We start from the raw sequence: 23,762 nt of genomic DNA, 5'->3' as shown, positions 1-23,762 counted from the left end.
CCTCACCCAGGGCCATTCCGCGCAGACAGGGGAGGTTTGGCTAACCCGGCACGCCGGCGGCCCGGTGCCGCGGCGCCAGGGCGGCGCCGCGGCCATTCCCCGCCCCTTCGGGAGGACCGGGGCGAGGGCGATCGAGGCGCGCGACGTTCTCCGTTCATCGCTCGTCTCCGCGATCGCGGCTCGGCTTCGGGAGGATGGCTGCCCGCAGGCCCGCTAAGGCCGGAACCCCGGCGCCGTGCAGCCACGCCGCGCACAGGGTCGGCCACGCCGCGCTCGGCCTGTTCGGCCGGCCCGTCGCGAAGCCGTGGTCGCGGGCCGCGAACGCGTGTGCGGCCGCGGGAACGCCAACACGTCACGGGCCCGCACCGTCATGCGGCTGTTGGCGCTGTCAGAGACCCGGTCGTCCTGTCCCTGGGCCGGGGAGACCGGCGGACGCCGGAGACCCGCCGAAATGAGACATCGATGAGCCGTCCCTGACGCGCCAGTTCAGAATACGCGTCTGAGAAGCGGCGTACCGTTTCCTGCGAGCCGCCGATCCCGGTTGTTCGGAACAGGAGACAGATCCTGATCTTCCGCTCACGGAGAGCTGTCCTCGACGCGCACCGATCCTCGCCATCGGCCATGCGCAGAGTCGGCGCGTCGGCTCGAGATTCACTCAGGCTTCTCCGATCGGCCGGAGATCCTCGTCCTCGTCGAAACGACCCCGCAGACCGAACGCCGCGGGCGCCGTTGACGACGGTGCCGCGCCATAATAAATGATGAACATAATTTTTATGGCGCGGCTGATCACGGGGTACGGCGATGGACGCGAGATGGGTGATCGGGCTCGCCGGCTTGGCCCTCACGGCCTGCTCGCCGGCCGAGACCGCCGTCACGCCGGAGCCGCCGCTGGTGCAGACCATCGCGGTCGCGCCCGCCACCGGGAAAGCCGCGCGCTACACCGGCGTGATCCGGGCTCGCACCGAGAGCAACCTCGGCTTCCGGGTCGGCGGCAAGATCTTCGAGCGCCTCGTCGATCCGGGCGACCCCGTGCGCCTCGGGCAGCCCCTGATGCGGCTCGACCGGACCGACTTCACCCTGGCGCTCAACGCGGCCCGCGCCTCGGTCGAAGCGGCCCGCGCGCAGATGATCAAGGCCAGGGCCGACGAGGAGCGCAGCCGCAAACTCGTCGGCGACGGATGGACGTCGAAGCAGACCTACGACCAGAACAAGGCCGCGGCGGATGCGGCCATCGCCCACTTTGCCAACGCCGAGGCTCAGGCGAGCCAGATCGCCAATCAGGCCGGCTATTCCGAGCTTCAGGCCGATGCCGACGGGGTCGTGATGGAGGTGCCGAGCGAGCCCGGGCAGGTCGTCGCTGCCGGGCAGACGGTGGTGAAGCTCGCCCGCGACGGCGCCCGCGAGGCGGAGGTGTTCCTGCCGGAGGGGAGCCGGCAGCTGGCGAAGGGCACGGCGTCGGCGACCCTCTACGCCGAGGGCGAGACCACCTATCCGGCCAGGCTCCGGGAATTGTCGGCGACGGCCGACCCGGCGACCCGCACCTACCGCGCCCGCTACATCCTCTCGGGCGGCGGCGAGACCGCGCCCCTCGGGGCGACCGTCACGCTCCAGCTGGTGCCCGCCCGGGCCCCGGCCGAGGCTCCGGTGTCCGTCCCCCTCGGGGCCCTGTTCGACCAGGGCCGCGGCCCGGCCGTCTGGCGCTACGACGCCGAGACCCAGACCGTCGCGGCGCAGCCGGTCACCGTCGCGCACCTGTCGGAGGAGAGCGCCGAGGTCGCCTCCGGCCTGAACCCCGGCGACTGCATCGTCTCGCTCGGCGCCCACCTGCTCAGGGCCGGCCAGAAGGTCCGGCCGGCGACCGCGGGCCTGGCGGAGGCCGGCCGATGAACCCCTCCAGCTTCAATCTCTCGGCCCTGGCGGTGCGCGAGCGCGCCGTCACGCTGTTCCTCCTGCTCGCGGTCACCGCGGCCGGCATCTTCGCGTTCGAGAAGCTCGGACGCGCCGAGGACCCGACCTTCACGGTCAAGACCATGGCGGTCTCGGCCGCGTGGCCCGGCGCGACCGCGGACGAGATGCAGCGGCAGGTCGCCGACCCGCTCGAGAAGCGGCTCCAGGAACTCGTCTACTACGACCGCGTCGAGACGACCGTCCGTCCCGGCCTGATGCTGATGAAGGTCTTTTTCAAGGACAACATGCCGCCGGCCAGGCTGCAGTCGGAGTTCTACCAGGCGCGCAAGAAGCTCTCCGACCAGGCCGCCAGCCTCCCGCGGGGCGTGCTGGGCCCGCTGTTCAACGACGAGTTCTCGGACGTCTACTTCGCCCTCTACGCGCTCCAGGCGCAGGGGCTGCCGCACCGGGCCCTCGTGCTGCGCGCCGAGGATCTGCGCCAGCGGCTGCTGCGCGTGCCCGGCGTCGAGAAGATCAACATCCTCGGCGAGCAGGCGCAGAAGATCTTCGTCGAAGTCTCCTACCAGCGCCTCGCGACTCTGGGCATCACCGGACAGCAGCTCCTGGCCGCCTTGGCCAACCAGAACGACGTGACGCCGGCCGGCTTCGTCGAGGCCGACGGACCGCGCGTGTACCTGCGGCTCGACGGCGCCATCGACGGCCTCGACGCGATCCGCAACCTTCCGGTGGCGGCCGGCGGCCGCAGCCTCAAGCTCGGCGACATCGCCGCGGTGAAGCGCGGCTACGAGGACCCGAAGGTCTTCGCGATCCGCAACGACGGCGAGCCGGCCCTGGTGCTCGGCCTCGTGATGAAGCCGGGCTTCAACGGCCTCAGCCTCGGCGAGGCGCTCAACGCCGAAGAGGTCGCGATCCGTCACGCGCTCCCGACCGGCGTGACCTTCACCAAGATCACCGACCAGGCGAAGGTGATCGACGACGCCATCCACGAGTTCATGGTCAAGTTCTTCACCGCGCTCGCGGTGGTGATCCTCGTCAGCCTCGCGGCGCTGGGCTTCCGGGTCGGCATCGTGGTCGCGCTGGCGGTGCCGCTGACCCTCTCGGCCGTGTTCGTGGTCATGATGGTCACCGGCCGCGACTTCGACCGGATCACGCTCGGGGCCCTGATCATCTCGCTCGGTCTCCTCGTCGACGACGCCATCATCGCCATCGAGATGATGGTGGTGCGCATGGAGGAGGGCGCCGACCGCATCTCGGCGGCGACCTATGCCTGGAGCACAACGGCCGCGCCGATGCTCACCGGCACGCTCGTCACCATCGCGGGCTTTCTCCCCGTGGGCTTCGCGGCCTCCACGGCGGGCGAGTATGCCGGCAACATCTTCTGGGTGGTGGCGTTCGCGCTGATCGTCTCGTGGATCGTGGCCGTGACCTTCACGCCCTATCTCGGGGTCAAGCTCCTGCCGGACATCAGGACGGTGGAAGGCGGGCACGCGGCGATCTACGCCACCCGGAACTACGAGCGCCTGCGCCGTGTCGTGCGGCTCTCGGTCGATCGCAAGTGGATGGCCGCCGGCATCACCGTGGCGCTGTTCGCCCTCGCCGTCGTCGGCATGGGCAGGGTCGAGAAGCAGTTCTTCCCGAACTCGGAGCGCTCCGAGCTCATCGTCGAGGTGACGCTGCCGACCGGCTCCGCCTTCGCGACCACGGAGGCGAGCGTCAGGAAGGTCGAGGCGGCCGTGCGCGCGCTCCCCGAGGCGGGCGAGATCACGAGCTATATCGGCCAGGGCATGCCGCGCTTCGTGCTGTCCTTCGATCCGGAGCTGCCCGATCCCGCCTTCGCGCAGATCGTCGTGCAGACCGCCGACGCCCCCGCCCGCGACGTGTTGCGCGGCAAGGTGCGCCAACTCGTCGACGAGGGCCGCTTCCCCGAGGCGCGGGTGCGGGTGCTGCAGATCGTGTTCGGGCCGCCGGTGCGCTTCCCCGTCGCCTTCCGGGTGGTCGGGCCCGACCTCGACATCATCCGGGGCATCGCCGCGGAGGTGCGCGACGTCATGATGGCCAACCCCAACATGCGCCTCGTCCATCTCGATTGGGGCGACCGGACGCCGAGCCTGCACCTCGCGCTCGACCAGGAGCGCCTGCGCCTGATCGGCCTGACGCCGAAGGAGGCCGGCCAGCAGCTGCAGAGCTACCTCACCGGGACGCCGGCGACCCAGGTCCGCGAGAACCTGCGCGCCGTGGACGTGCTCCTGCGCAGCCCCGGCCCCGAGCGCCGCTCGCTCGGCGACATCGGCGACCTGACGCTGGCCACCCGGGACGGGCGGCAGGTGCCGCTCTCCCAGGTCGCGCATCTGGAGAGCCGCACCGAGGACGCGGTGCTCAAGCGCTACAACCGCGAGACCTACATCCGCGTGCAGGGCGACGTACTCGACGGCAAGCAGCCGCCGGACATCCACGCGCAGATCTTTCCCGAACTCGCCGCGATCAAGGCGAAGCTGCCGCCGGGCTACCGCATCGACACGGCCGGCTCGGTCGAGGAGAGCGAGAAGGCGATGACGGCGCTGGTGGCGGTCTTCCCGCCGATGCTGATCGTGACGCTGACCGTCATCATGCTGCAGGTCCGGTCGTTCACCACGATGGTCATGGTGTTCGCGACCGCACCGCTCGGCCTCGTCGGCGCCGTCCCGACGCTGCTGGTCTTTCACCAGCCCTTCGGCTTCAACGCGATCCTCGGGCTGATCGCGCTGTCGGGCATCCTGATGCGCAACACGCTGATCCTGGTGGACCAGATCCACCACGACCGCGCGGCCGGGCTGTCGGACTACGAGGCCATCGTGGAATCGACGGTGCGGCGGGCCCGTCCGGTGATCCTGACGGCGGCGGCCGCGATGCTCGCCTTCATCCCGCTGACCCACTCGGTGTTCTGGGGGGCGCTGGCCTACGTGCTGATCGGCGGCGTCGGGATCGGGACGCTCCTGACACTGCTGTTCCTGCCCGCCCTCTACGCGCTCTGGTTCCGGGTGGCGCGGGACGCGCCCGCGCGGCAGACCGCATCCGGCTCCGAGCCGGTGCCCGTGCCGGCCGAGCCCTGACCCCGGCATCAGCCGCACCGGTGCCCCGCGTTCCGGGGCATCCCGAGATCGCGCGTTCGGATCCTGAACGCGCGGTGCATCGGCCGGTCTGCGCTTCGCCCCCTCGCGCGGACCGGTCGACAGCTCTGACCGGCAGCCGTGACGCGAGCCCGACATCGCCACCCGCCGCGCCGCGAAACTCCGAGGCTTGCCGTCCCTTCAATAAATGACATTTCGCATCTATGTGAGCTGGCGGAGCGAAGGACGGTACGATGCCAAGGGTCTCGCAGGAGCAAGCCAAGCTGAATCGCCAGCGCGTGGTCGAGGTCGCGTCGGCCCTGTTTCGGGAGCGCGGCCTGCACGGCATCGGCGTCGTCGACATCATGGCGGCCGCCGGCCTGACCCATGGCGGCTTCTACGGTCAGTTCGCCAGCAAGGATGCCCTCGCCGCGGAGGCGTTCGACGCCGCGATCAGCGCCGAATACCGAGCGAACCTCGACGCTTTCCTCGAGAACTATCTCTCTCTGGGGCACGTCCGGACGCCGGGGCGAGGCTGCCCCGTCGCGGCACTGGTGAACGACGTCGGGCGTGAACCTCCCGGGAGCGTCCTGCGGGCGCGGTTCACGCAGGCGGTCAAGGGGCTCGCCGGCGTCGTCGCGGACAGGTTGCCCAGAGCGTCGAAAGAGCGCCGCAGGCAGCGCTCCCTGATCGCACTGGCGACCATGGTGGGGGCGGTCGTGCTGGCGCGAGGCGTCGACGACGAGGCGCTGGCCGACGAACTGCTCGAGGCGGCGCGCTCCACCATCCCGGGCTGAGCCATTCCGGGACGGCGCAGGGCCGAGTCCGTCTCCCCGGCGGCACGGTGCAGGTGACGGCGATCGGATCGCCACCGTTGATCGGGACGCATCTTCGACGCCGCGAATGCCGGCCGTGAGGCTCCGGGCTGCCGCAGCGACTCGCTGAGCCGCGCAGGGAGCCTCGCCCGCCCCACATCACCGCCCCCCTCTTAGTACTACAGTTGCGTATCAAGGCGTGATGTGGTCCGCTGGCCGTCTGCGAGAGCGGAGGCTTGGCGATGTCGGTGGCGTCTTGGTCTGGTTCGCTGTTGGCCTGGGAGCGGGAGCTCGCATCGTTGAAGGATCGCGTTGGGCTGTGCGTGCGGCGGCGCGAGTTGCGAACGTCGATCGGGCACTATCTCGACGGGCTCCTATCCGGCGTCGAACGCAAGACAGGCTGGCTACTGGCCGAGCGCGCGGGTGACGCGCGGCCGCATCGGTTACAGGCCGTCCTGGGACGGGGGCGATGGGACGCGGACGCGGCGCGCGATCTCGTGCGGACCTATGCAGCCGAGGCTCTGGCCGACCCTGACGCGGTGCTGGTGGTCGACGAGACCGGCTTTCTGAAGAAGGGCGCGCACTCCGTCGGCGTGGCGCGGCAGTACTCCGGAACGGCCGGGCGCATCGACAACTGTCAGGTCGGTGTGTTCGTGGCCTATGCCAGCCGCTACGGCCAGGCGCTGATCGACAGGCGGCTGTTCCTGCCCGAGGCCTGGGCCGCCGATCAGTGCAGTAGGGCATCGTCTCGGCGAGCAGGGCCTTGAACCGGGCGAGCCACCTTCCCTTCCAGCCGGCGCGGTAGCGCAGGTTGGCGCCCCCGCCCTCCGAGACCTTCGCCTCCTGGATGTCCGGCCGCCAGAGCAGCTCCTCGGCCTTCGGGTGCCATCCGAGGTTGACCNCTTCGGCCAGAATGTCGGGTCGAACGCGCCGCGGATGCTGCACCCGCTCCAGGAGGCGCGGCGCCGGGGGGCGCAGATCATCACCTTCAACCCGCTGCGCGTGCGCGGGCTGGAGCGCTTCACCGACCCGCAATCGCCGGTCGAGCTGCTCACGCGCTCCTCCACGAAGATCTCGCCGCGCCCGCGATGCCGCAGGCGGGGCGGGGCGGGGCCCGCGCCTCTCGCGCCTCGGGAACGGCCCCGAAGCGAGGCCGACGGCGTCGGGAGCGATCGCCCCCTCCGCCCGGCCGGGCCGCGTGTGGGCCTCCGGCCTGGAGCCCACCCTTTCCCGGTACTGCCCCTATATACGCATACTATTAGCGCCAAAATCTGGCCTATTCTGCCATAACTTCTTATTATCCGTGATGTCATAAGCCGTCTTTGCCGGCCGAACTTCGCGCCCTCCAGCCTCTTATAGCCTCCACGACGCCCCCCCCTTTTCGCGCAGGCGCCCCGCGGCAGACGCGGCGGCCCTGCGCCACGACGCCTGGACTCCCATGACCCTGCGCATCGGCACCCGTCTCCAGCTGATCACCGCGATGGCCCTGCTCGGCATGGCGGTGCTGATCGGGCTGGCGGCCTGGGACCTGTCCCGGGTGATCGGCGACGCGCGCGAACTGCAGACCCGCAACCTCGTCGAGACGGCGCACGGGGTGCTGGCCTATTTCGAGGGCGAGGAGCGGGCGGGGCGGATGAGCCGCGCGACCGCCCAGGCCTCCGCGATCGCGGAGATCCGCGGCCTGCACTACGCCGGCAGCGAGTATTTCTGGATCCAGGACATGCAGCCGCGGATGCTGCTGCATCCGAAGGACGCGCTGATCGGCCAGGATGTCGGCGGCCTCGCCGACCCGGCCGGCAAGCACCTCTTCGTCGCGGTGGTCGAGCAGGTTCGCCGGGCGGGGGAGGGCTTCGTCGCCTATAGCTGGCCCAAGCCGGGTCTCGACCGGCCCGTGCCCAAGATCTCCTACGTGAAGGGGTTCGCGCCCTGGGGCTGGATCATCGGCACCGGGATCTACGCGGACGACACCGCGGACCAGCTGCGCCCGGCCCTCCAGCGCCTCCTCGCCGGCGCCGTCCTCGCCGCGCTGGTCATCGCCGGCTTGGCGACGCTGATCGGCCGGGGCGTCGCCCGCCCGATCCGGGCGCTGACCGACACGATGGACGGCCTCGCCGCGGGGGATCTCGAGCGGGCGGTGCCCCGCTCCGGGGGCGCCGAGGAGATCGGCCGGATGGCCGCCGCCGTGCAGGTGTTCAAGGACAACCTGATCCGCACCCGGCAGCTCGAGGCGGAGACGGCGCGGGCCCGCGCCTCGGCCGAGGCGCAGCGCCGCGCCGGCATGCGCCAGATGGCGGACGGTTTCGAGGCCGCGGTCGGCGGCATCATCGGTCAGGTCTCGGCCGCCGCCACCGAGCTGCAGGCCACCGCCGGCTCCATGTCGGGCCTGGCCGGAGAGACCTCGATCCAGTCCCGCACGGTCGCGGCCGCGGCCGAGGAAGCGGCCACGAACGTCAGCACGGTCGCGGCGGCGGCCGAGGAGCTGGGCGCGTCGGTGCAGGAGATCGGCCGGCAGGTGCAGGGCTCGGCCGGCCTCGCCCAGGCGGCGGTCGGCGAGGCCGACCGGACCGGCGCGCTGGTCCAGGAGCTCAGCGCGGCGGTGACCCGGATCGGCGACGTCGCCGGGCTGATCGCCGCGATCGCCGGCCAGACCAACCTGCTGGCGCTCAACGCCACCATCGAGGCGGCCCGCGCCGGCACCGCCGGGCGCGGCTTCGCGGTCGTGGCCTCCGAGGTGAAGGCGCTGGCCGAGCAGACCGCACGGGCGACGGCGGAGATCTCCGGCCAGATCGCGCGGGTTCAGGGCGTGACCGGGCAGGCGGTCGGCGCGGTCGACGCGATCACGGCGCGGATCCGCGACATCGACGCCGTGGCGACGTCGATCGCGGCCGCCGTGGAGCAGCAGGGCGCGGCGACGCAGGAGATCGTGCGCAATGTCGGCGAGGCTGCGCACGGGACCGGGGCCGTGACCGGCACGATCGCGCGCGTGGCGGGCGCGGCCGGGGAGACGGGCGCGGCGGCGGACCAGGTGCTCGGCGCGGCCTCGGCGCTGTCGCGCCAGTCCGAACACCTCGCCGCCGAGGTCGGGCGCTTCCTCGCCACGGTCCGCGCCGCCTGAGCATCGGGCGCGGTCCTCCGCGGGACCGGGACGAGGGTTTTGCACGCCGAAATTTTCTTCTCCCGCGCGCGACGATCAGGAGCGATGACCCCGGCCACAGGTCCGGAACGCCGGACCGTGCCGGGCCAGGCGCGGCATCGACCCTGCATCGACCCGGCCTGGCGGCGTGTCCGCCTCGCGCCGCCGCTCCGAGCCCCCCGGCCTGACGAGGAGCGGCATCTCCGATCGGGTCGCTCCGGAGACCGGAATCTGACCTCTCGCGCCTCGAGGAGATGAAAATCCCGACGCGCGAGCTCCGCGCGCGAACGGGTGTGCCGGTCCCCGACCCGCACTCCACCGCGGGGGGCCGTGCCGCGGCGCAGATCCCGGGCGCGGCTCGGACGGAGCGCGACCCGCGCGCGCGCGGGTGCCGCGGCGCGGGATGTCCGCCCGGACCCTTGCCTTCGAAGCCCAGCTTGGCCGACCCTGGCCCCGGCCGCCCGAGTCGCACCCGCGTCGGGCCGGCCGGAGAGGGGGACATCTCATGACATCAGCCGGTCCGCACCGTCGCGCCGTCGCGCTCGCCGCCCTGTCCGCCCTGGTTCTCGGCGCGCAGGCGCCCGGCGCCGCCCGCGCGGCCGACCGGGAGGTCACCTTCGCCCATCAGGACATGGTGGTCCCGTTCCGCGCCCTGATGGAGTCGGGCGCCCTCGAGAAGGCGACCGGCTACACGATCCGCTGGCGCAAGTTCGGCGGCGGCGGCGACGTGATCCGCGCCATGGCCTCGGGCAGCGTCCAGATCGGCGAGGCGGGGTCGAGCCCGATCGCGGCGGCCGCCTCGCAGGGGCTGGACATTCAGCTCTTCTGGATCCTCGACGAGATCGCCGATGCCGAGCAGCTCGTGGCCCGCGCCGGCAGCGGCGTCACGCGCGTGGCCGACCTGCGCGGCAAGACGATCGCGGTGCCGTTCGTGTCGACCGCGCACTACCAGCTGATCGCCGCCCTGGCGGAGGTCGGGCTGGGCCAAGCCGATGTCCGCATCCTCAACATGCGCCCGCCCGAGATCGCCGCCGCCTGGGAGCGCGGCGACATCGACGCGACCTTCGTCTGGGATCCGGTTCTGGCCCGGGTGAAGAAGTCCGGCACGGTGGTGGTCTCGGCCGGCGACCTCGCCCGCCGGGGCAAGGCGACCTTCGACGGCCTCGTGGTCGACCGGGCCTGGGCATCGCGGAACCGGGACTTCCTGGTGACGCTCGTCACGCTGATCGCCGCCCAGGACGCGGCCCACGCCGCCAAGCCCTGGGGCGCCGACGCGCCGGAAGTGGCGGCGGTGGCCAGGATCACCGGCTCGACGCCCGCGGAGGTGCCGGCGAGCCTCGCGGCCTACCGGTTCCCGACCCTGGAGGCGCAGGCCTCCCCGGCCTGGCTCGGCGGCGGGGCCGCCAAGGCCCTGACCGAGACCGCCGCGTTCCTGAAGGCGCAGGGGCGCGTGCAGGCGCTGGCGCCGGATTACGCCCGGTTCGTCACGGCGGAGTACGTGGCCGCGGCCCGGAAATAGCCTGTCCGCGGACCGGAGGGCCCATGATCGAGATCCGCAACCTGAGCGTCCGCTACGGGGCGGGCGCCGACGCGGTCGCCGCGCTGTCGGGGATCGACCTGACCATCGGTCCCGGGGAGTTCGTGGTGGCGCTCGGCGCTTCGGGCTGCGGCAAGACCACCCTGCTGTCGGCGGTCGCGGGGTTCCTGGCGCCCACCGAGGGTCGCGTCCTCCTCGACGGGGTGCCGATCCGCGCTCCGGGGGCCGAGCGGGGCGTGGTGTTCCAGCGCCACGCGCTGATGCCCTGGCTGGACGTGGCCGAGAACGTGGCCTTCGGCCCGAAGATGCGGGGCGTGCCCCGGGCGGAGCGGCGGCGGATCGCCCTCGCGATGCTCGACCTCGTGGGCCTGTCCGACTGCGCCGACCGGAAGGTCTACGAGCTCTCGGGCGGCATGCAGCAGCGGGTCGGCCTCGCCCGGGCGCTCGCCGGAGACCCGCGCGCCCTGCTGATGGACGAGCCGCTCGGCGCGCTGGACGCCTTCACCCGCGAGCAGATCCAGGAGCTGATCCTCCGGATCTGGCACCGGACCGGCAAGATGGCCTTCTTCATCACCCACGACGTCGAGGAAGCGGTGTTCCTCGCCACCCGGCTGGTGATCATGAGTCCGCGGCCCGGCCGGATCGTCGAGACGCTGGAGCTGCCCTTCTCCCGGGCGGCGGTCGGCGGCCGCGACACGCGGGCCGTGAAGTCGGATCCCGCCTTCATCGCCGTGCGCGAGCGCGTGCTCGCGCGGATCCGCCACGGCGCCGGCGCCCGGCCCGAGGCCGTCCGATGAGCGGGCTGACTCGCGCCGCGCCGGCGGCGACCCCGGACTCGGCGGCGGCTCCGCGGGCACGCCCCGGAGCCCGGCGCCGCGGCGGGATCCTGGTGCCGGCGGTCAGCACCGCCACCGTTCTCGCAGCCCTCGGCCTCTGGGTCGTCGCTACCCGGGCCGGCTGGGTGAAGCCGCTGTTCCTGCCGCCGCCGGAGGCGGTCCTGTCGGCCTTCGGTCAGGCCTGGCGCGGGGAGATCGACGGCGCCCCGCTCTGGCTCCACATCGGTGACAGCCTCCTGCGCGTCCTCGGCGCCTTCGGCCTCGCCGCCCTGGTGGGGATCCCCGCCGGGCTCGCCATGGGCACGAGCCGGATCGCCCGGGGCGTCCTCGACCCGCCGATCGAGTTCTACCGGCCCCTGCCGCCGCTCGCCTACCTGCCGCTGATGATCATCTGGTTCGGGATCGGCGAGCTGTCGAAGGTGCTGCTGATCTTCCTCGCCTGCCTCGCCCCGGTGGCGCTCGCCGCGCGGGCGGGGGTGCGCTCCGCCTCGATCGACCAGATCAACGCCGCGCGCGCCCTCGGGGCGAACCGCTGGCAGGTCCTGCGCCACGTGGTCTTCCCGGCGGCGCTGCCGGAGATCCTGATCGGCCTGCGGATCGGCATGGGTGTGGGCTGGACCACCCTGGTGGCCGCCGAGATGGTGGCCGCCCAGGCCGGGCTCGGCCAGCTCGTCCTCAACGCATCGAACTTCCTGCGCACCGACGTGGTGCTGATGGGCATCCTGGTGATCGGCCTGTTCGCGGGCCTGTTCGAACTCGGGATGCGGTGCCTGGAACGCGTGCTGGTGCCCTGGAGGGGGAAACACTAGATCCGCCGCGCCCGGCCGGGCTAGCGCCGCCGCAGCACCTGTTTGAACCGGCTGCCCGCATGCGGGTCGACGTAGTGCAGCAGGGCGGTGGCGCGGATCGCGTCGCTATCACAGGGCTCGTTCGTGTGCAGCGAGCGGTAACCCCAGAAGAAGTAGAGGCTTCCCGGCTTCAGCGACAGGCGGATCACGCGGCGGCTGCCGCGGTTGTAGGCGCGAGTCAGGAGTTTCTGCGCGAGCGGATTGTCGACCAGCACCTTGTCCACGAGGTTGACGAGATAGCTCCGACGCAGCGCGCGGGTGTTCGGGTGGATGATCAGGCGCCCCGGAGACCCGTGGTCCGGCATCGTGATGGGGATGAGGGCCGTCAGGACGTAGGAGTCGAAGTGGAACCGCATCGAGTGCGTCCTGGCGCCGCCGCCCGCCAGACAGCGCAGGATCTGGTAGAAGCCGACCTCCGGCGCGGGCCGCCCCACGGCGCTCTCGTAGATGCCCCGGCACAGGGCGATGAAGTTCGGGTCGTCCGGCAGGCCGGCCAGGAACGTGCCGCCGAGATCCTTCGTCCCGGTAAAGCCCGCGTACTCGCCGCCGTTCGCGCAGACCGCCCGGGCGACGAAATCCTGAGCGCCACGCAGGTCCTCCGGGCTCACGTAATCCTCAAGAACCGCGTAGCCACGCGCCGTGATCTGCTGTGCGATCGCCCCCGCCACGGGTCCGGAGGGGGCCTTGAACATGTAGCTCATGGGACCGAACCTTGCTGAAGCGAGCCAGACGACACTTGAGAGCCGGTCCAAACGCCACCAGAAGTACAATTTGAGCCGACACCGGCGGACTCGTCAATCGTTAAGCGACGCAAATAGCTGCATAGAATGGCGTACTTCGCGCCATTACTGCACAGGCAGCCGGAGTGCGGGGGCCCATTGGCGTGGCGGGTGGATCCGCGCCGAGGCCGCGCAGACCGAAGGAACCTGCCGGAGCGCGCCGCGCCGGTCTTCGGCTCGCCGACCGGGCGGGACGTCAGGTCGCCGCGGGGCCCGGCCCCGAGGGCCTCCCTGCATCCACGTCCGCGTCCCGACAAGATGTGGGGCCCACCAGGCAGCGGACGTGGAGGTCGGCAGAACCAACCTGTCCTTGATCGCGTCGGCCCGTTCGCCGGTCGCCGTCATTTGATGCGCTGACGAACCGCGTTCAGCGTTCGCGCGGACGTCCGCGGCGCGCGAGCGATCCGGCCGGACCGGGCCTCCGAAGGATCGTCGAGCCGCAGGACCGTCCGGGTCCCCGCGCGCCGGCATCGGGTCCAGCGACGGCACCCCCGCCCCGCCGCCGTAATTCAGTCACCGGCCAGTGGATGGGACGGCGCGTCACCGCGCCGAACAGAAAGAAATTCTTTTCCGCCCCTCCGCGCAAGGCTGAGGCAAGCCGAAGGCAGGCGAACCGGGACCGGAGAGACCGCACATATATTTGAATATAGGATCTTTACGAACACTTATAGTACGCTAAAAAGATCCCCGTAGGACCCTAATCGTGGCGCATCATCGCCTCTGGTTGCGGCGAGATCGGGGATGTCTCGGATGGACCACGCGGATGACGTCGTATCCGAGGCGGCGCTGGTCGCGGCGCTCGAAGCCTCCGGCGGCGTCGGCTTCTGGATGTGGGACATCCTCCGGGACGAGGCGCGGGCCGATCCGGTGAGCGCCCTGCTGTTCAACATCAGCCCGGCCCGGTCGCGGGCCGGGGTCGGCCTCGCCGAACTCTTGAAGGCCGTCCATCCGGACGATCAGCCCCATATCTCGCAGGTCATCCTGGACTGCGTCCGGGCCGGCGGCTCCTACACGGCCGAGTACCGCGTCTGCTCGTCGGCGGGGCGGCTGCGGTGGCTGTTCACCCGCGGGCACTTCTACCTGGACCAGGAGGGCCGGCCGACCACCGGACGGGGCGTGATCGTCGAGATCTCGGACAGCAAGTCGGCCGGCGCGGCCTTCGCGGAGCGCGACGGGGACACGATCGACGATGCCCTCAACCGCACCGCCGATCTGTGCCTCTCGCTGCACAACACGGTCTCGCAGGTGGGCGACACCGCCCTGGTGGCCCTGACCGAGACGCTGCTCCTCGAGACCGGCAAGCGCCTCGCGGAGCGCCAGCGCGCCGGGCGCGGTGGCGCCCTGCACTGACCGGGACGGGCGCTAGAGGTCGCGGATCTTCTGCTCGATGCGCGCCGCCTCGTCCTCGTCGATCTCCACCGGCCGACCGGTATCGTTCGGCAGGCCGCGGCCCGTCTGCGCGATCGTCTCGTCGCGCGGGCGGTAGCTCGGCCCGTCCGAGATCGGCGGCTCCTTCGACATCTCCCGATCCTGATCCATCGGCCTCTCCAGGTCTGCGACCGCGTCGCGACGGGTGAACCGCCGCGCAGGTCGGGCACGGCTCCCGAGGGGAACCTCGCGGGGCGGCCCGGGGATCCGCGCCGCCGGTCCCGACGCTCAGAACGGGTAGTAGCGGAGCGAGGTCAGGCCGGTGACGAGGTGGGTGGAGGGCTGGATCCCGAGGGTGCCGCGGAAGGCGTCGCGCTCCGTGTAGGAGACCTGCGCCCCCGCCACGACCCGGCCGAAACCGCCCTTGTACAGGTCGTGCCAGAAGCCGCCGGTGATCTGGCGGATGTCGCGGCTCTCCGCCTGGCAGGTCCCGCTCGCGGCGCCCTCGACGTCGCAACCCGTCACCACCAGGGTCGGCGAGCCGTACCCCGTTGCGTTCAGCGCGCCGGCCCGGGCGGCGTGCTCCCAGCCGGCGTAGACGTAGACGTCGGTGCCCGGCCGGACGTGGGCGACCGCCCCGGCCAGCAGCTGGAAGGCCGGGATCGGCGCGATCGAGCCGTCGGCCTTCAGGGCGAAGTCGGGCAGCTGCGCCGAGCCGTAGCGGCCGATACCCTGGCCGACGAGGCCGCTGACCTGGAGGTCGAGGCGCTTGTCGATCACCGGCAGGGTCGCGGCGCCGCCGATGCCGTAGCCCATCGCGGTCTCGGAATGGCCGGGCAGGCGGGTCGTGGCGGTCAGGTTGGTGGCGCTCAGCCGGTCGTCGAAGAAGCGCACCAGACCCTTCAGCTCGAAATGCCCGAAGCCCGGCTCGAGGGCGAGCTTGCCGACGACGTCGGGGATGCTGTTGTTCGAGTAGGTGGTGGTGGTGTTGAGCTGGCCGACCGCGTCGCCGGCATTGCCGAGGTTGACGATGCCGGGTGCCGCGAAGGGGCTCGGCGGCAGCACGCTCTGCGGCGATTCCGCCGACAGGCCGGCCCAGAGGCCGGGGGCGATGTCCTTGACCACGCGCAGCTGCGGGTTCCGGGTCCAGTTGAAGCCCGGCACGTACTGCACGTCGATGGTGAGCGGGATCTGCTCCTTGAGCGGGGTGATCCCAGATAAGTCGGTGGTGAGCAGGCTCCAGGCCTGGCCGGCCAGCACGTGCCAGCCGGAATCGAGGGCGTCCAAGGTGGCGAAGATCTGCCGGATGCGCGGCGTGTAGCTGTTGCTCTCGCGCGAGTTCGAGTTGACCCCGGCGCCGAGGAAGTCGATCTCGTAATAGCCCGAGACCTGGAGCGTGGGCTCGACCTTCGCGGTGAACAGGCCGCTCAGGCGACTCTGCCGGGCCGAGAAGCGGAGCTCGTTCTCCCGCGAGCGGGGATCGTTGCGGAACGGGATGCCGCCGAAATCGGTGCCGACATCCGAGACGAGGTTGGGATGGCGGGCGATGCCCGCCAGTTCCACGAAGCCGCCCGGGGTGAAGCAGACCGCCGGCCCGAGGGCGTAGCTGCCGGCGTTGCAGGCGAGGTCGTTGGCGAGGATGATCGGCGTGTGCGCGCCCATCGCCGGCCGCGCCCCGCCGGGTCCGCCCACCTGGGCCGAGCGCTGCTGGTGCTCGGTCCGGGCGGCGAGGCGGGCCTGCTCCCGCGACAGCGCCCGGCGCTCCCGGGCCTCGCCGGCGATCGCCGCCCGCTGGGCGCCGGACTGCCGGCGCATTGCGGCGAGCTCCTGCTGCATGGCCTGCATCTGGCGCTGCATCGCGTCCATCCGGGCGGCCATCTCGGCAACGCTCTGGGCCCGGGCCGGCGCGGTGCCGAGCGCGGTGCTCAGGCCGAAGCCGCAAGCCGCGGCGATCGCGAGGCTTCTCGGGCGCGTCGGGCGCGGCATCGGGGCGTCCCCCAGAGGGTGGCCGATCCGCGGGGCCGGATCGCGTTCGGAGACCGGGTTTGTGGACTGGGGCATGCGACGCTCGCGTGACGGACCTTCACCCCGATCCCGGATCCGGGCACGCGGTCGCGGCCCGGCCTCCCGAATGGAGCGCCGTTGCGCCACCGTCGGGATTGCGGCCTTCTGGCGCACGCACATGGATTAGACGCGTCGTCCTCAGCGCGGGACCGGGCGGCCGGTGCGACCATCCGACCGGAACTTGGCCGCACGACTCCCGCGTTTGCTGGTTGAATGAGCCCCCGAGCTCGCAACCGCTATGAGGTGAACACCATGACCATGGACGCCCGCGAGATCTACGTCACGGCCCTGAAGAACACCCATGCTGTGGAGATGCAGGCGCTGCAGATCATGGAACGGCAGGTCGAGCGCCTGCAGCGCTACCCCGAGATGGAGCAGGCCCTGCGCCGCCACATCGAGGAGACGCACGGTCAGCGCCAGCGGCTGGAGGAAGCGCTCCAGAGCCTGGGCGACAGCCCCTCGGCCCTCAAGGAGGGCTTCCTGGGCTTCGTCGGCAACATGATGGCGCTGGGCCACACGCCGGCCCAGGACGAGATCCTGAAGAACACCTACGCCAACCACGCCTTCGAGAATTTCGAGATCGCCGCCTACGAGTCGCTGCTCACCATCGGCGACGCCGCCGGCCAGCAGGGCCACCGGACGGCCTTCGAGCAGTCGCTGAAGGAGGAGCAGGCCATGGCGGAGGCGGTGCGCAGGCTGATCCGTCCGACCACCGAGCGCTACCTCTCCCTGACGGTGTCCGGCGCCAAGGCCGATCGCTGAGGTCCCGCCGTCCCGGCCCCGAGGCGGGGCGGGGACGGCCCCGCGCTGCCGTCCCGAGCAACGCCGGACCTCGCCCGGCCGGCTCCGACCGCCGAGTTCACCGACGAGACCGTCTACTCGCCCTGGCTCGAGACGGGTCTCGACGCGCGCCTGCGGGCGCGGGAGGTCGGCACGCTGACCGTCACCGCTGCCGAGACGGATGTCTGCGTGCTGGCCGCCATCCTCGGCGGGGTCGATCCGGCTCCCGGACCGTGCCGTCCACCGGCGCCCTGCGCAGCGCCCGCGACGCGGCGCACGACGCCCTCCCGCTGATGTACCGGACGCGCTATGGCCACCGGGTCGAGACGACGACGACCGCCGAGATCCTCGACCGCTGGCACTGCGCCCGCCGCGAGCCCGCGCGACGGGCCCGAACATTCCCCCTGTAATAGCCAAGCTCAGGCGAGATCTCCGCGGGGTGCCCGGCGGCTTCCCCGCTCACGAACACTCGATCCCCGCGCCTGCGCACGCGAAAATCAGTCGCGCCGCGCGAACCGACGGCCGGTGTGACCGTTATGTTGCTGAACACGGTTCCGGAGGAAAGGTTATGGCCAAGCACGAGATCCTCGGCTACTTCGAGCACCGCCGCGACGGGGCCTGGGTCTGCGTCCGTCCCTTCACCCTGACCACGCGGGACGCCAGCGTCGATATCCGCCAGGGCATGCGCTTCGACTACGGCAAGCGCGTCGGAGGTGTCGATCTGGCCGAGTACCTCGAGCGGCTGGGCTCGCAATTCGGGTCCTGAGACCCGGCGGCGCGCCCCCAGCCACCGATCGAAGATAGGCCGAGGCGGCGCCGGGAGAGACTCCGGCGCCGCTCGTCTTCGTTCAGGCGCCGCCCCACTGCATCGTCAGGCCGCCATCGACCACCAGGGTGTGGCCGGTGACGTAGGCCGCGGCATCCGACGCCAGGTAGAGGATCGCCCGGGCGATCTCCTCCGGTTGGCCGGCCCGGTGCCACGGGATCCGCTCCAGCGACTGATCCAGAACCTCCGGCTTCTCGAACCGGTCCGCGGTCATCGGCGTCTCGATCAGGCCCGGGGCGACGTTGTTGACGTTGATCCGGTCCTCGGCGAGTTCCCGCGACAGGGACCGGCAGAGGGAGCCGAGCCCGGCCTTCGACATGCCGTAGGGGGCGCTCTCCGGTGTCGGGAGGTGCTGGGCCACGGAGGAGACGAACACGATCTTGCCGTTCCCGCCCTGTGCCCGGCGCATCTTGATGAAGGGGCGGGCGCAGAACAGCGGCCCCATCAAGTTCACCCGCAGGATCCGCTCCAGCACCGCGTCGTCCATCTCGGCGACCGGCATGCCGCTCATGGCCTGCCCGGCATTGGCCACGAGGATGTCGAGGGTGCCGAACTCGCTGCCGATGCGGTCGAAGGCCGCCGTGACCGGCGCCGGGTCGCCGACATCGAGCTGGAGCACCAGCGCCCGCCGGCCCGCGGCCTCGACCCGCGCGGCGGTCTCGCGGATGCCGTCCGCATCGCTGTGATAGGTGATGGCCACGTCGGCGCCCGCGCGGGCGAGCATCTCCGCGGTCGCCTGCCCGATGCCGGAATCGGCCCCGGTGACCAGGGCGCGGGTGTCGGTGAAGCTCATCGCGGATCTCTCGCTGGCGCCGCGGTCGCGGCCGGGTGCCTGGGCAATGGGTGCCGCCGGGGCCGGTTCCGGGCGCGCGCACCGGCCGCAGGGGAACCCGATCCGAGTTGGCGTCTTTGACGCCCCGCCGCCGCATGGCCTAGTGAGGACGCATGTCCCTGGAAGATACGACCCCCTCGATCGCGGAGGAGTGCGCGCCCGACACGCGGAGCCGCATCCTCGCGACGGCGGACGCGTATTTCCGGGAGATCGGCTACCAGAAGACGACCGTGGCCGACATCGCCCGGACGCTGAAGATGAGCCCGGCCAACGTCTACCGCTTCTTCGAGTCGAAGAAGGCGATCAACGAGGCGGTGCTGGAGCGGCTGATCGGGGAGAGCGAGGCGGTGATCCTCGGCATCGCCGACCGGCCCGGCCTCGACGCCACCGCGCGGCTCGCCGCAGCGATCGAGGCCCTGCATCGCGACTGCACCCGGCGCTGCGAGACGTTTCCCCGCCTGCACGAGATGATCGAGGCGGCGATGGCGGAGAGCTGGGACGTCTGCCGCCACCACGTGGCCCGGATCACCGCAGGCTTCGAGCGGATCATCCGCGACGGGGTGGCGCGGGGCGAGTTCGAGGCGGCCGATCCCGCCGAGGCGGCCGCCTGCATCCACGTCGCCATCGCCCGCTACACCCACCCGCTGCTGGTGGGCTGCGCCACCCTTCAGCCGGTGCCGCCCATGGCGGCGATGACCGCGTTCCTGCTGCGGAGCCTCGCGCCGCGCCGGCCCCCGTCGTAGCGCGCCGGGGCCGGCCCCCTCGCGGGGTCCGCGCGCCTCCGTCGCTGCCTATTCGGAGGCCGGCCCCGCGTCCGGCGCCGGCTCGGAGGTGCTGGGCTGCGGGCCGTCATAGCCCTCGATCACCAGGATCTCGGCCTCGACGCCGCCGCGCTGCTTGGCCTTGGCGGCCTGGTAGAGGTCGGAGTTCCAGCAGGCGAGGGCGTCGGCGTAGCTCGGGAACTCGATCACCACGTTGCGGGACCGGGCCGGGCCCATCACCGCCTCGTGGGCGCCGCCGCGCACGAGGAACCGGCCGCCGAACTTGGCGAAGGCCGCCCCGTTGGCCGCCACGTAGTCCTTGTAGGCCTCCGCGTCGCGGACATCGACCCGCGCGATCCAGTAGCCCTTCGTCATGCTGCGTCTCCTGCCCTGCGGTGCGAAGTGGATCCGGTCCGCGCGAAGGCAATCCCTGTCCGGATCAGGCGAGATCCGCCACGATCGCCTGCGCCACCGTCCGGGGATCGGCGGCGCCGGTGATCGGGCGCCCGACCACCACGTGGTCGATCCCGGCCCTGCGGGCATCGCCGGGGGTCATGACCCGCTTCTGGTCGCCGGCCTCGGCGCCCGCCGGGCGGATCCCCGGGGTGACGATCAGCCGGTCCGGACCGACGACGCGCCGGACCGAGCCCGCCTCGGCGGCCGAGCAGACGAGGCCGTCGATGCCGATCGCGGCGGCCTGGGCGGCGCGCTTGGCGACGAGCTCCGCCACCGGCAGGCCGTAGCCGGCCTCCGCGGCGTCGGCATCGTCGTAGGAGGTGAGCACCGTGACGGCGAGGATCTTCAGACCCGCGCCCCGGCCGCGGACCGCCGCCCGCATGGTCTGCGGGTAGGCGTGGACGGTGAGGAAGGTGGCGCCGGAGCCCGAGGCCGAGCGCACGCCCTCCTCGACGGTGTTGCCGATGTCGTGGAGCTTCAGGTCGAGGAAGACCTTGAGGCCGCGGCCCGCCAGCCGCTCGGCGAGCGCCAGGCCGCCCGCGTAGCCGAGCTGGTAGCCGATCTTGTAGAAGGTCGCGGCGTCGCCGATCCGGTCGATCAGCGCCTCGGCCGCCTGCACGCTCGGCAGGTCGAGGGCCACGATCAGGCGGTCGCGGGGGTCGGCAATCTCGGTCATCGGCTGTCCTTCGGAGTCGCGGCAGCGATCCCGCGGAACGCCTGCGAGGTCAATGCCGGCACGGCCGCCTCACCCCGCCATCACCCGCGCCACCGCGGCGCGCAGCACCGGCAGCAGCTCCGCCTCGAACCAGGGCTCGCGCTTCAGCCAGCCGTTGTTGCGCCAGGACGGGTGGGGCAGGGGGAGCACCCGGGGGCGCCGGGGCTCGGCGAGGATCTCGCGCCAGCGCCGCACCGTGCCGGTGAGGCCGCCCTCCATCCGCCCGAGATGCCAGCCCTGTGCGTACTGGCCGATCACCAGGATCAGATCGAGATCCGGCAGGCCGGAGAACAGCTCCGCCCGCCAGCGCTCGGCGCATTCCCGGCGCGGCGGCCGGTCGCCGCCCTTGGCGTCGAGGCCGGGGAAGCACGACCCCATCGGCACGATGGCCACCCGGGCTGCGTCGTAGAACTGCGCCTCGTCGAGGCCGAGCCAGGCGCGCAGCCGCACGCCCGACGGGTCGGTGAAGGGCTGTCCGGTGCGGTGAGCGCGGGTGCCGGGCGCCTGGCTGGCGATGCACAGGCGGGCCGTGGCCGAGCCCTGGACGATCGGCCGGGGCTCCTGGGGCAGGGGCGGGCCGTAGAGCGGGCTGTCGCGGCAGAGGCGGCAGGCGCGGAGGCGCGCGGCGGTGTCGTCGAAGGCGGGCATGGCCCGGAGATGGCGTCGCGGGGCGCGAAAAAGAAACGGCGCGGTGTCGCGCCGCGCCGTCGTCAGTCGGGTCTCTTGCCTTGGGGGGAAGGCCCGTCCTTCCTACGCCGATCCGGGCGGGCGGAACGTGCGTTTCCTCACGCGCCCTTCACGCCCGAGAGGTCGAGGGGCAGCGAGCGCAGGCGCCGGCCGGTCGCGGCGAAGACCGCGTTGGCGATCGACGGCCCGAGCACGGGCACGCCCGGCTCGCCGATCCCGGTGGGCGCCACCTGGCTCGGCACGATGTGCACCTCCACCTTCGGCATCTCGCTCATCCGGGTCGGCTCGTAGGCGTCGAAATTGTGCTCCTGCACCTGTCCGTCCTTGAGGGTGATGCGGTTCCGCAGCACCGCCGACAGGGCGAAGCCGACCGCGCCCTCGACCTGCGCGCGGATCACGTCCGGGTTGACCGGAACGCCGACATCCACTGCCGCCACGATCCGGTTGACGCGGATCGCGGCGTCGTGCGCCGTGACGTCGGCCACCATGGCGACGTAGGAGCCGAAGGATTCGTGGACCGCCACGCCGAGGCCGCGGCCCGGATCCTGCGGCTTAGCGCTCCAGCCGGCCTTCTCGGCGGCGAGCTTGAGCACGCCGGACAGCCGCGGCGCCTGGGTCAGGAGGGAGAGCCGGTACGCCACCGGATCGACGTTGGCGGCGCGGGCCAGCTCGTCGATCATCACCTCCATCACGTGGGCCGTGTGGGTGTGGCCGACCGAGCGCCACCACAGGACCGGCACGCCCTCGCGGCCGTTATGGACGCCGAACCGGTAGGCCGGCAGCGCGTAGGCGGTGTCGGAGGCGCCCTCCACGGTGGTGGCGTCGATGCCGTTCTTGACGATCATCGCCTCGAAGGGCGAGCCGATCATGATCGACTTGCCGACCATCACGTGGTCCCAGCCGACCACCGCGCCCTTGCCGTCGATGCCGGCCCGGACCCTGTGCAGCACGGTCGGGCGGTAATAGCCGCCGGCCATGTCGTCCTCGCGGGTCCAGACGAGGTGGAGGGGGGCCTTCTCGCCGGACGCCTTGAAGACGGTGGCGGCTTCCGCGAGGTAGTCGGCGGTGGGCGTCGCCCGGCGCCCGAACGAGCCGCCGGCCCAGTTGCTGTGCAGCCGGACCCGGTCGGCCGTCACGCCGAGGATCGCCGCCATGGTGGCCTGCTCGACGGTCTGGAACTGGAAGCCCGCGTAGACGTCGTAGCCGCCGTCGGCCCCCTTCTCGATCGTGGCGTTCAGGGGCTCCATCGCCGCGTGGGCGAGGTAGGGGAAGGTGAACTCGGCCTCCACGACCTTGGCGGCCCCTCTCAGCGCCGCCTGCGGGTCGCCGCGCTCGGACGCCGTCAGGCCCGGGCCCTTGGCCCGCTCCCGGTACTCGGCGAGGATCGCGTCGGACGAGCGGGTCTCGGCGGTGCTGTCGTCCCAGGCGACGGTGAGGGCCTCGCGGCCCTTCATGGCCGACCACGTGTCGCGGGCGATCACCGCCACGCCGGTCGGCACCTGCACCACGTCGAGCACGCCCGCGACCTTGCGGGCGGCGGCCGCGTCGAAGCTCTTCACGGTGGCGCCGAAGCGCGGCGCGCGGGCGACCACGGCGGTGACCTGGTTCGGGCGGCGGATGTCGAGGGAGTAGACCGCCGTGCCGTCGGTCTTGGCGACCGAATCGAGGCGCGGGACCTTCTGGCCGATCAGCGTCCACTCGCTCGGATCCTTGAGCCGCGGCTCGGAGGGCACCGGCAGCGAGGCCGCCGAGGCCGCGAGCTCCCCGAACCGGGCCTGCCGGCCGGAGGGCGCGTGGCGCACGAGATTGTCGGCGACCGTGATCTCGGAGACCGGCACCTTCCAGCGGAAGGCGGCCTCGGCCATCAGCATCTCGCGGGCGGCGGCGCCCGCCTTGCGCAGCTGGAACCAGGAATTGGCGACCGCCGTGGAGCCGCCGGTCCCCTGGATCGGGCCCATCAGGCTGTTGTTGTAGAGCGTCGCGTCGGCGGGGGCGAACTCGGTGCGGACCTTCGACCAGTCGGCGCCGAGCTCGTCGGCCAGGATCGTGGCGAGCCCTGTCGTGTTCCCCTGGCCCATGTCGAGGTGCTTGATCACCACCGTGACGGTGTCGTCCGCGCCGATCCGCACGAAGGCGTTGGGCTGCGCCTTGACGTCGGCGAGGTTCGGGCCGGCGGCGGCGCGGGCGGGTTTCGGGTCGAGCCGGAAGGCGACCACGAAGGCGCCGGCGCCGGCGAGCAGGCCGCGGCGGCTGGGACGGGCGGGCAGGGGATTCGGTCGACGGGCGTTCAGCATGGGGGCGAGGCTCCGGTCGGGACCGCGGGGTGTGTGA

Annotated in this window: 21 protein-coding genes and 2 pseudogenes; 14 read left to right on the top strand and 9 right to left on the bottom strand. The window is 72.1% G+C overall.

Annotation, left to right across the window (positions count from 1 at the left end):
* Positions 1-801: 801 nt before the first annotated feature.
* The 4 genes and pseudogenes from MOTC310_RS01490 to MOTC310_RS01475 all read left to right on the top strand — a co-directional run.
* Positions 802-1,887, top strand: coding sequence for an efflux RND transporter periplasmic adaptor subunit (locus tag MOTC310_RS01490; RefSeq protein WP_331300556.1), 1,086 nt, complete (start codon positions 802-804; stop codon positions 1,885-1,887).
* Complete coding sequence (locus MOTC310_RS01485; RefSeq protein WP_331289471.1) at positions 1,884-4,997, top strand: efflux RND transporter permease subunit; 3,114 nt, start codon at positions 1,884-1,886, stop codon at positions 4,995-4,997. Before MOTC310_RS01490 ends, MOTC310_RS01485 begins: the two co-directional genes overlap by 4 nt.
* Positions 4,998-5,248: 251 nt before the next feature.
* Positions 5,249-5,791 (top strand): TetR/AcrR family transcriptional regulator, encoded by a 543-nt coding sequence (locus MOTC310_RS01480; protein WP_331289472.1) that lies wholly within the window; start codon positions 5,249-5,251, stop codon positions 5,789-5,791.
* 260 nt (positions 5,792-6,051) lie between these two features.
* Positions 6,052-6,537: pseudogene (locus MOTC310_RS01475) on the top strand (IS701 family transposase); the annotation flags it as partial.
* On the opposite strand, the pseudogene MOTC310_RS01470 reads toward MOTC310_RS01475, so the two are convergent.
* A pseudogene (locus MOTC310_RS01470) lies at positions 6,533-6,709 on the bottom strand (spore photoproduct lyase family protein); the annotation flags it as partial. The pseudogenes MOTC310_RS01475 and MOTC310_RS01470 sit on opposite strands and share 5 nt — an antisense overlap.
* Positions 6,710-7,247: 538 nt before the next feature.
* Here MOTC310_RS01470 and MOTC310_RS01465 point away from each other — a divergent pair.
* The 4 genes from MOTC310_RS01465 to MOTC310_RS01450 all read left to right on the top strand — a co-directional run bounded on the left by MOTC310_RS01465 (position 7,248) and on the right by MOTC310_RS01450 (position 12,124).
* Positions 7,248-8,924, top strand: coding sequence for a methyl-accepting chemotaxis protein (locus MOTC310_RS01465; RefSeq protein ID WP_331300554.1), 1,677 nt, complete (start codon positions 7,248-7,250; stop codon positions 8,922-8,924).
* A 523-nt stretch (positions 8,925-9,447) separates the two neighbouring features.
* Positions 9,448-10,461: a taurine ABC transporter substrate-binding protein gene (gene tauA, locus MOTC310_RS01460; protein WP_331289423.1), complete on the top strand. Its 1,014-nt coding sequence runs from the start codon at positions 9,448-9,450 to the stop codon at positions 10,459-10,461.
* 23 nt (positions 10,462-10,484) lie between these two features.
* The gene (locus MOTC310_RS01455; RefSeq protein WP_331300553.1) at positions 10,485-11,276 is read left to right on the top strand and encodes a taurine ABC transporter ATP-binding protein; all 792 of its coding nucleotides are present in this window, start codon (positions 10,485-10,487) and stop codon (positions 11,274-11,276) included.
* On the top strand, positions 11,273-12,124 hold the full coding sequence (locus MOTC310_RS01450) for an ABC transporter permease subunit (RefSeq protein ID WP_331300552.1): 852 nt from the start codon (positions 11,273-11,275) through the stop codon (positions 12,122-12,124). The genes MOTC310_RS01455 and MOTC310_RS01450 overlap by 4 nt, the downstream gene beginning before the upstream one ends.
* A 20-nt stretch (positions 12,125-12,144) precedes the next feature.
* Here MOTC310_RS01450 and MOTC310_RS01445 read toward each other — a convergent pair whose 3' ends face one another.
* Positions 12,145-12,864: a hypothetical protein gene (locus MOTC310_RS01445; RefSeq protein WP_331289425.1), complete on the bottom strand. Its 720-nt coding sequence runs from the start codon at positions 12,862-12,864 to the stop codon at positions 12,145-12,147.
* An 828-nt stretch (positions 12,865-13,692) separates the two neighbouring features.
* Here MOTC310_RS01445 and MOTC310_RS01440 point away from each other — a divergent pair.
* A complete protein-coding gene (locus MOTC310_RS01440) occupies positions 13,693-14,292 on the top strand; it encodes a PAS domain-containing protein (protein WP_331300551.1) in 600 nt (199 codons plus the stop codon).
* A 12-nt stretch (positions 14,293-14,304) separates the two neighbouring features.
* Here the strand turns inward: MOTC310_RS01440 and MOTC310_RS01435 are convergent, their stop codons facing one another.
* Together MOTC310_RS01435 and MOTC310_RS01430 are read right to left on the bottom strand one after the other, a co-directional pair.
* Positions 14,305-14,481 carry a hypothetical protein gene (locus MOTC310_RS01435; protein WP_331289427.1) on the bottom strand — a complete coding sequence of 59 codons (177 nt, stop codon included), beginning with the start codon at positions 14,479-14,481 and terminating at the stop codon, positions 14,305-14,307.
* A 117-nt stretch (positions 14,482-14,598) separates the two neighbouring features.
* A complete protein-coding gene (locus tag MOTC310_RS01430) occupies positions 14,599-16,371 on the bottom strand; it encodes a hypothetical protein (RefSeq protein ID WP_331300550.1) in 1,773 nt (590 codons plus the stop codon).
* Positions 16,372-16,626: 255 nt separating this feature from the next.
* On the opposite strand from MOTC310_RS01430, the gene MOTC310_RS01425 reads away from it, so the two are divergent.
* The 4 genes from MOTC310_RS01425 (at position 16,627) to MOTC310_RS01410 (ending at position 17,920) form a co-directional block, all read left to right on the top strand.
* On the top strand, positions 16,627-17,136 hold the full coding sequence (locus MOTC310_RS01425) for a ferritin-like domain-containing protein (protein WP_331300549.1): 510 nt from the start codon (positions 16,627-16,629) through the stop codon (positions 17,134-17,136).
* 45 nt (positions 17,137-17,181) lie between these two features.
* On the top strand, positions 17,182-17,448 hold the full coding sequence (locus tag MOTC310_RS01420) for an isochorismatase family protein (RefSeq protein ID WP_331301445.1): 267 nt from the start codon (positions 17,182-17,184) through the stop codon (positions 17,446-17,448).
* The gene (locus MOTC310_RS01415) at positions 17,388-17,564 is read left to right on the top strand and encodes a hypothetical protein (RefSeq protein ID WP_331300548.1); all 177 of its coding nucleotides are present in this window, start codon (positions 17,388-17,390) and stop codon (positions 17,562-17,564) included. The genes MOTC310_RS01420 and MOTC310_RS01415 overlap by 61 nt, the downstream gene beginning before the upstream one ends.
* A gap of 158 nt (positions 17,565-17,722) precedes the next feature.
* The gene (locus MOTC310_RS01410; RefSeq protein ID WP_012318739.1) at positions 17,723-17,920 is read left to right on the top strand and encodes a hypothetical protein; all 198 of its coding nucleotides are present in this window, start codon (positions 17,723-17,725) and stop codon (positions 17,918-17,920) included.
* A gap of 82 nt (positions 17,921-18,002) precedes the next feature.
* On the opposite strand, the gene MOTC310_RS01405 is transcribed toward MOTC310_RS01410, so the two are convergent.
* A complete protein-coding gene (locus tag MOTC310_RS01405; protein WP_331300547.1) occupies positions 18,003-18,773 on the bottom strand; it encodes an SDR family NAD(P)-dependent oxidoreductase in 771 nt (256 codons plus the stop codon).
* A 152-nt stretch (positions 18,774-18,925) separates the two neighbouring features.
* Between MOTC310_RS01405 and MOTC310_RS01400 the strand changes: the two genes are divergently transcribed.
* Positions 18,926-19,555: a TetR/AcrR family transcriptional regulator gene (locus MOTC310_RS01400; RefSeq protein ID WP_331294275.1), complete on the top strand. Its 630-nt coding sequence runs from the start codon at positions 18,926-18,928 to the stop codon at positions 19,553-19,555.
* 48 nt (positions 19,556-19,603) lie between these two features.
* On the opposite strand, the gene MOTC310_RS01395 is transcribed toward MOTC310_RS01400, so the two are convergent.
* The 4 genes from MOTC310_RS01395 to MOTC310_RS01380 form a co-directional block, all read right to left on the bottom strand.
* Positions 19,604-19,948, bottom strand: coding sequence for a DUF1330 domain-containing protein (locus MOTC310_RS01395; protein WP_331294276.1), 345 nt, complete (start codon positions 19,946-19,948; stop codon positions 19,604-19,606).
* 64 nt (positions 19,949-20,012) lie between these two features.
* Entirely contained in the window at positions 20,013-20,705 is a 693-nt protein-coding gene (gene pyrF / locus MOTC310_RS01390; RefSeq protein ID WP_331300546.1) for an orotidine-5'-phosphate decarboxylase, read from the bottom strand.
* 69 nt (positions 20,706-20,774) lie between these two features.
* Positions 20,775-21,392: a uracil-DNA glycosylase family protein gene (locus MOTC310_RS01385; RefSeq protein ID WP_331300545.1), complete on the bottom strand. Its 618-nt coding sequence runs from the start codon at positions 21,390-21,392 to the stop codon at positions 20,775-20,777.
* A 137-nt stretch (positions 21,393-21,529) separates the two neighbouring features.
* Positions 21,530-23,725 (bottom strand): xanthine dehydrogenase family protein molybdopterin-binding subunit, encoded by a 2,196-nt coding sequence (locus tag MOTC310_RS01380; protein ID WP_331300544.1) that lies wholly within the window; start codon positions 23,723-23,725, stop codon positions 21,530-21,532.
* Positions 23,726-23,762 lie beyond the last annotated feature (37 nt).

The organism is Methylobacterium oryzae, from assembly GCF_036441375.1.
Classification (GTDB): domain Bacteria; phylum Pseudomonadota; class Alphaproteobacteria; order Rhizobiales; family Beijerinckiaceae; genus Methylobacterium; species Methylobacterium oryzae_A.
The sequence above is the reverse complement of the archived record's forward strand: the minus strand, read 5'-3'. Positions and strand labels throughout refer to the sequence as shown.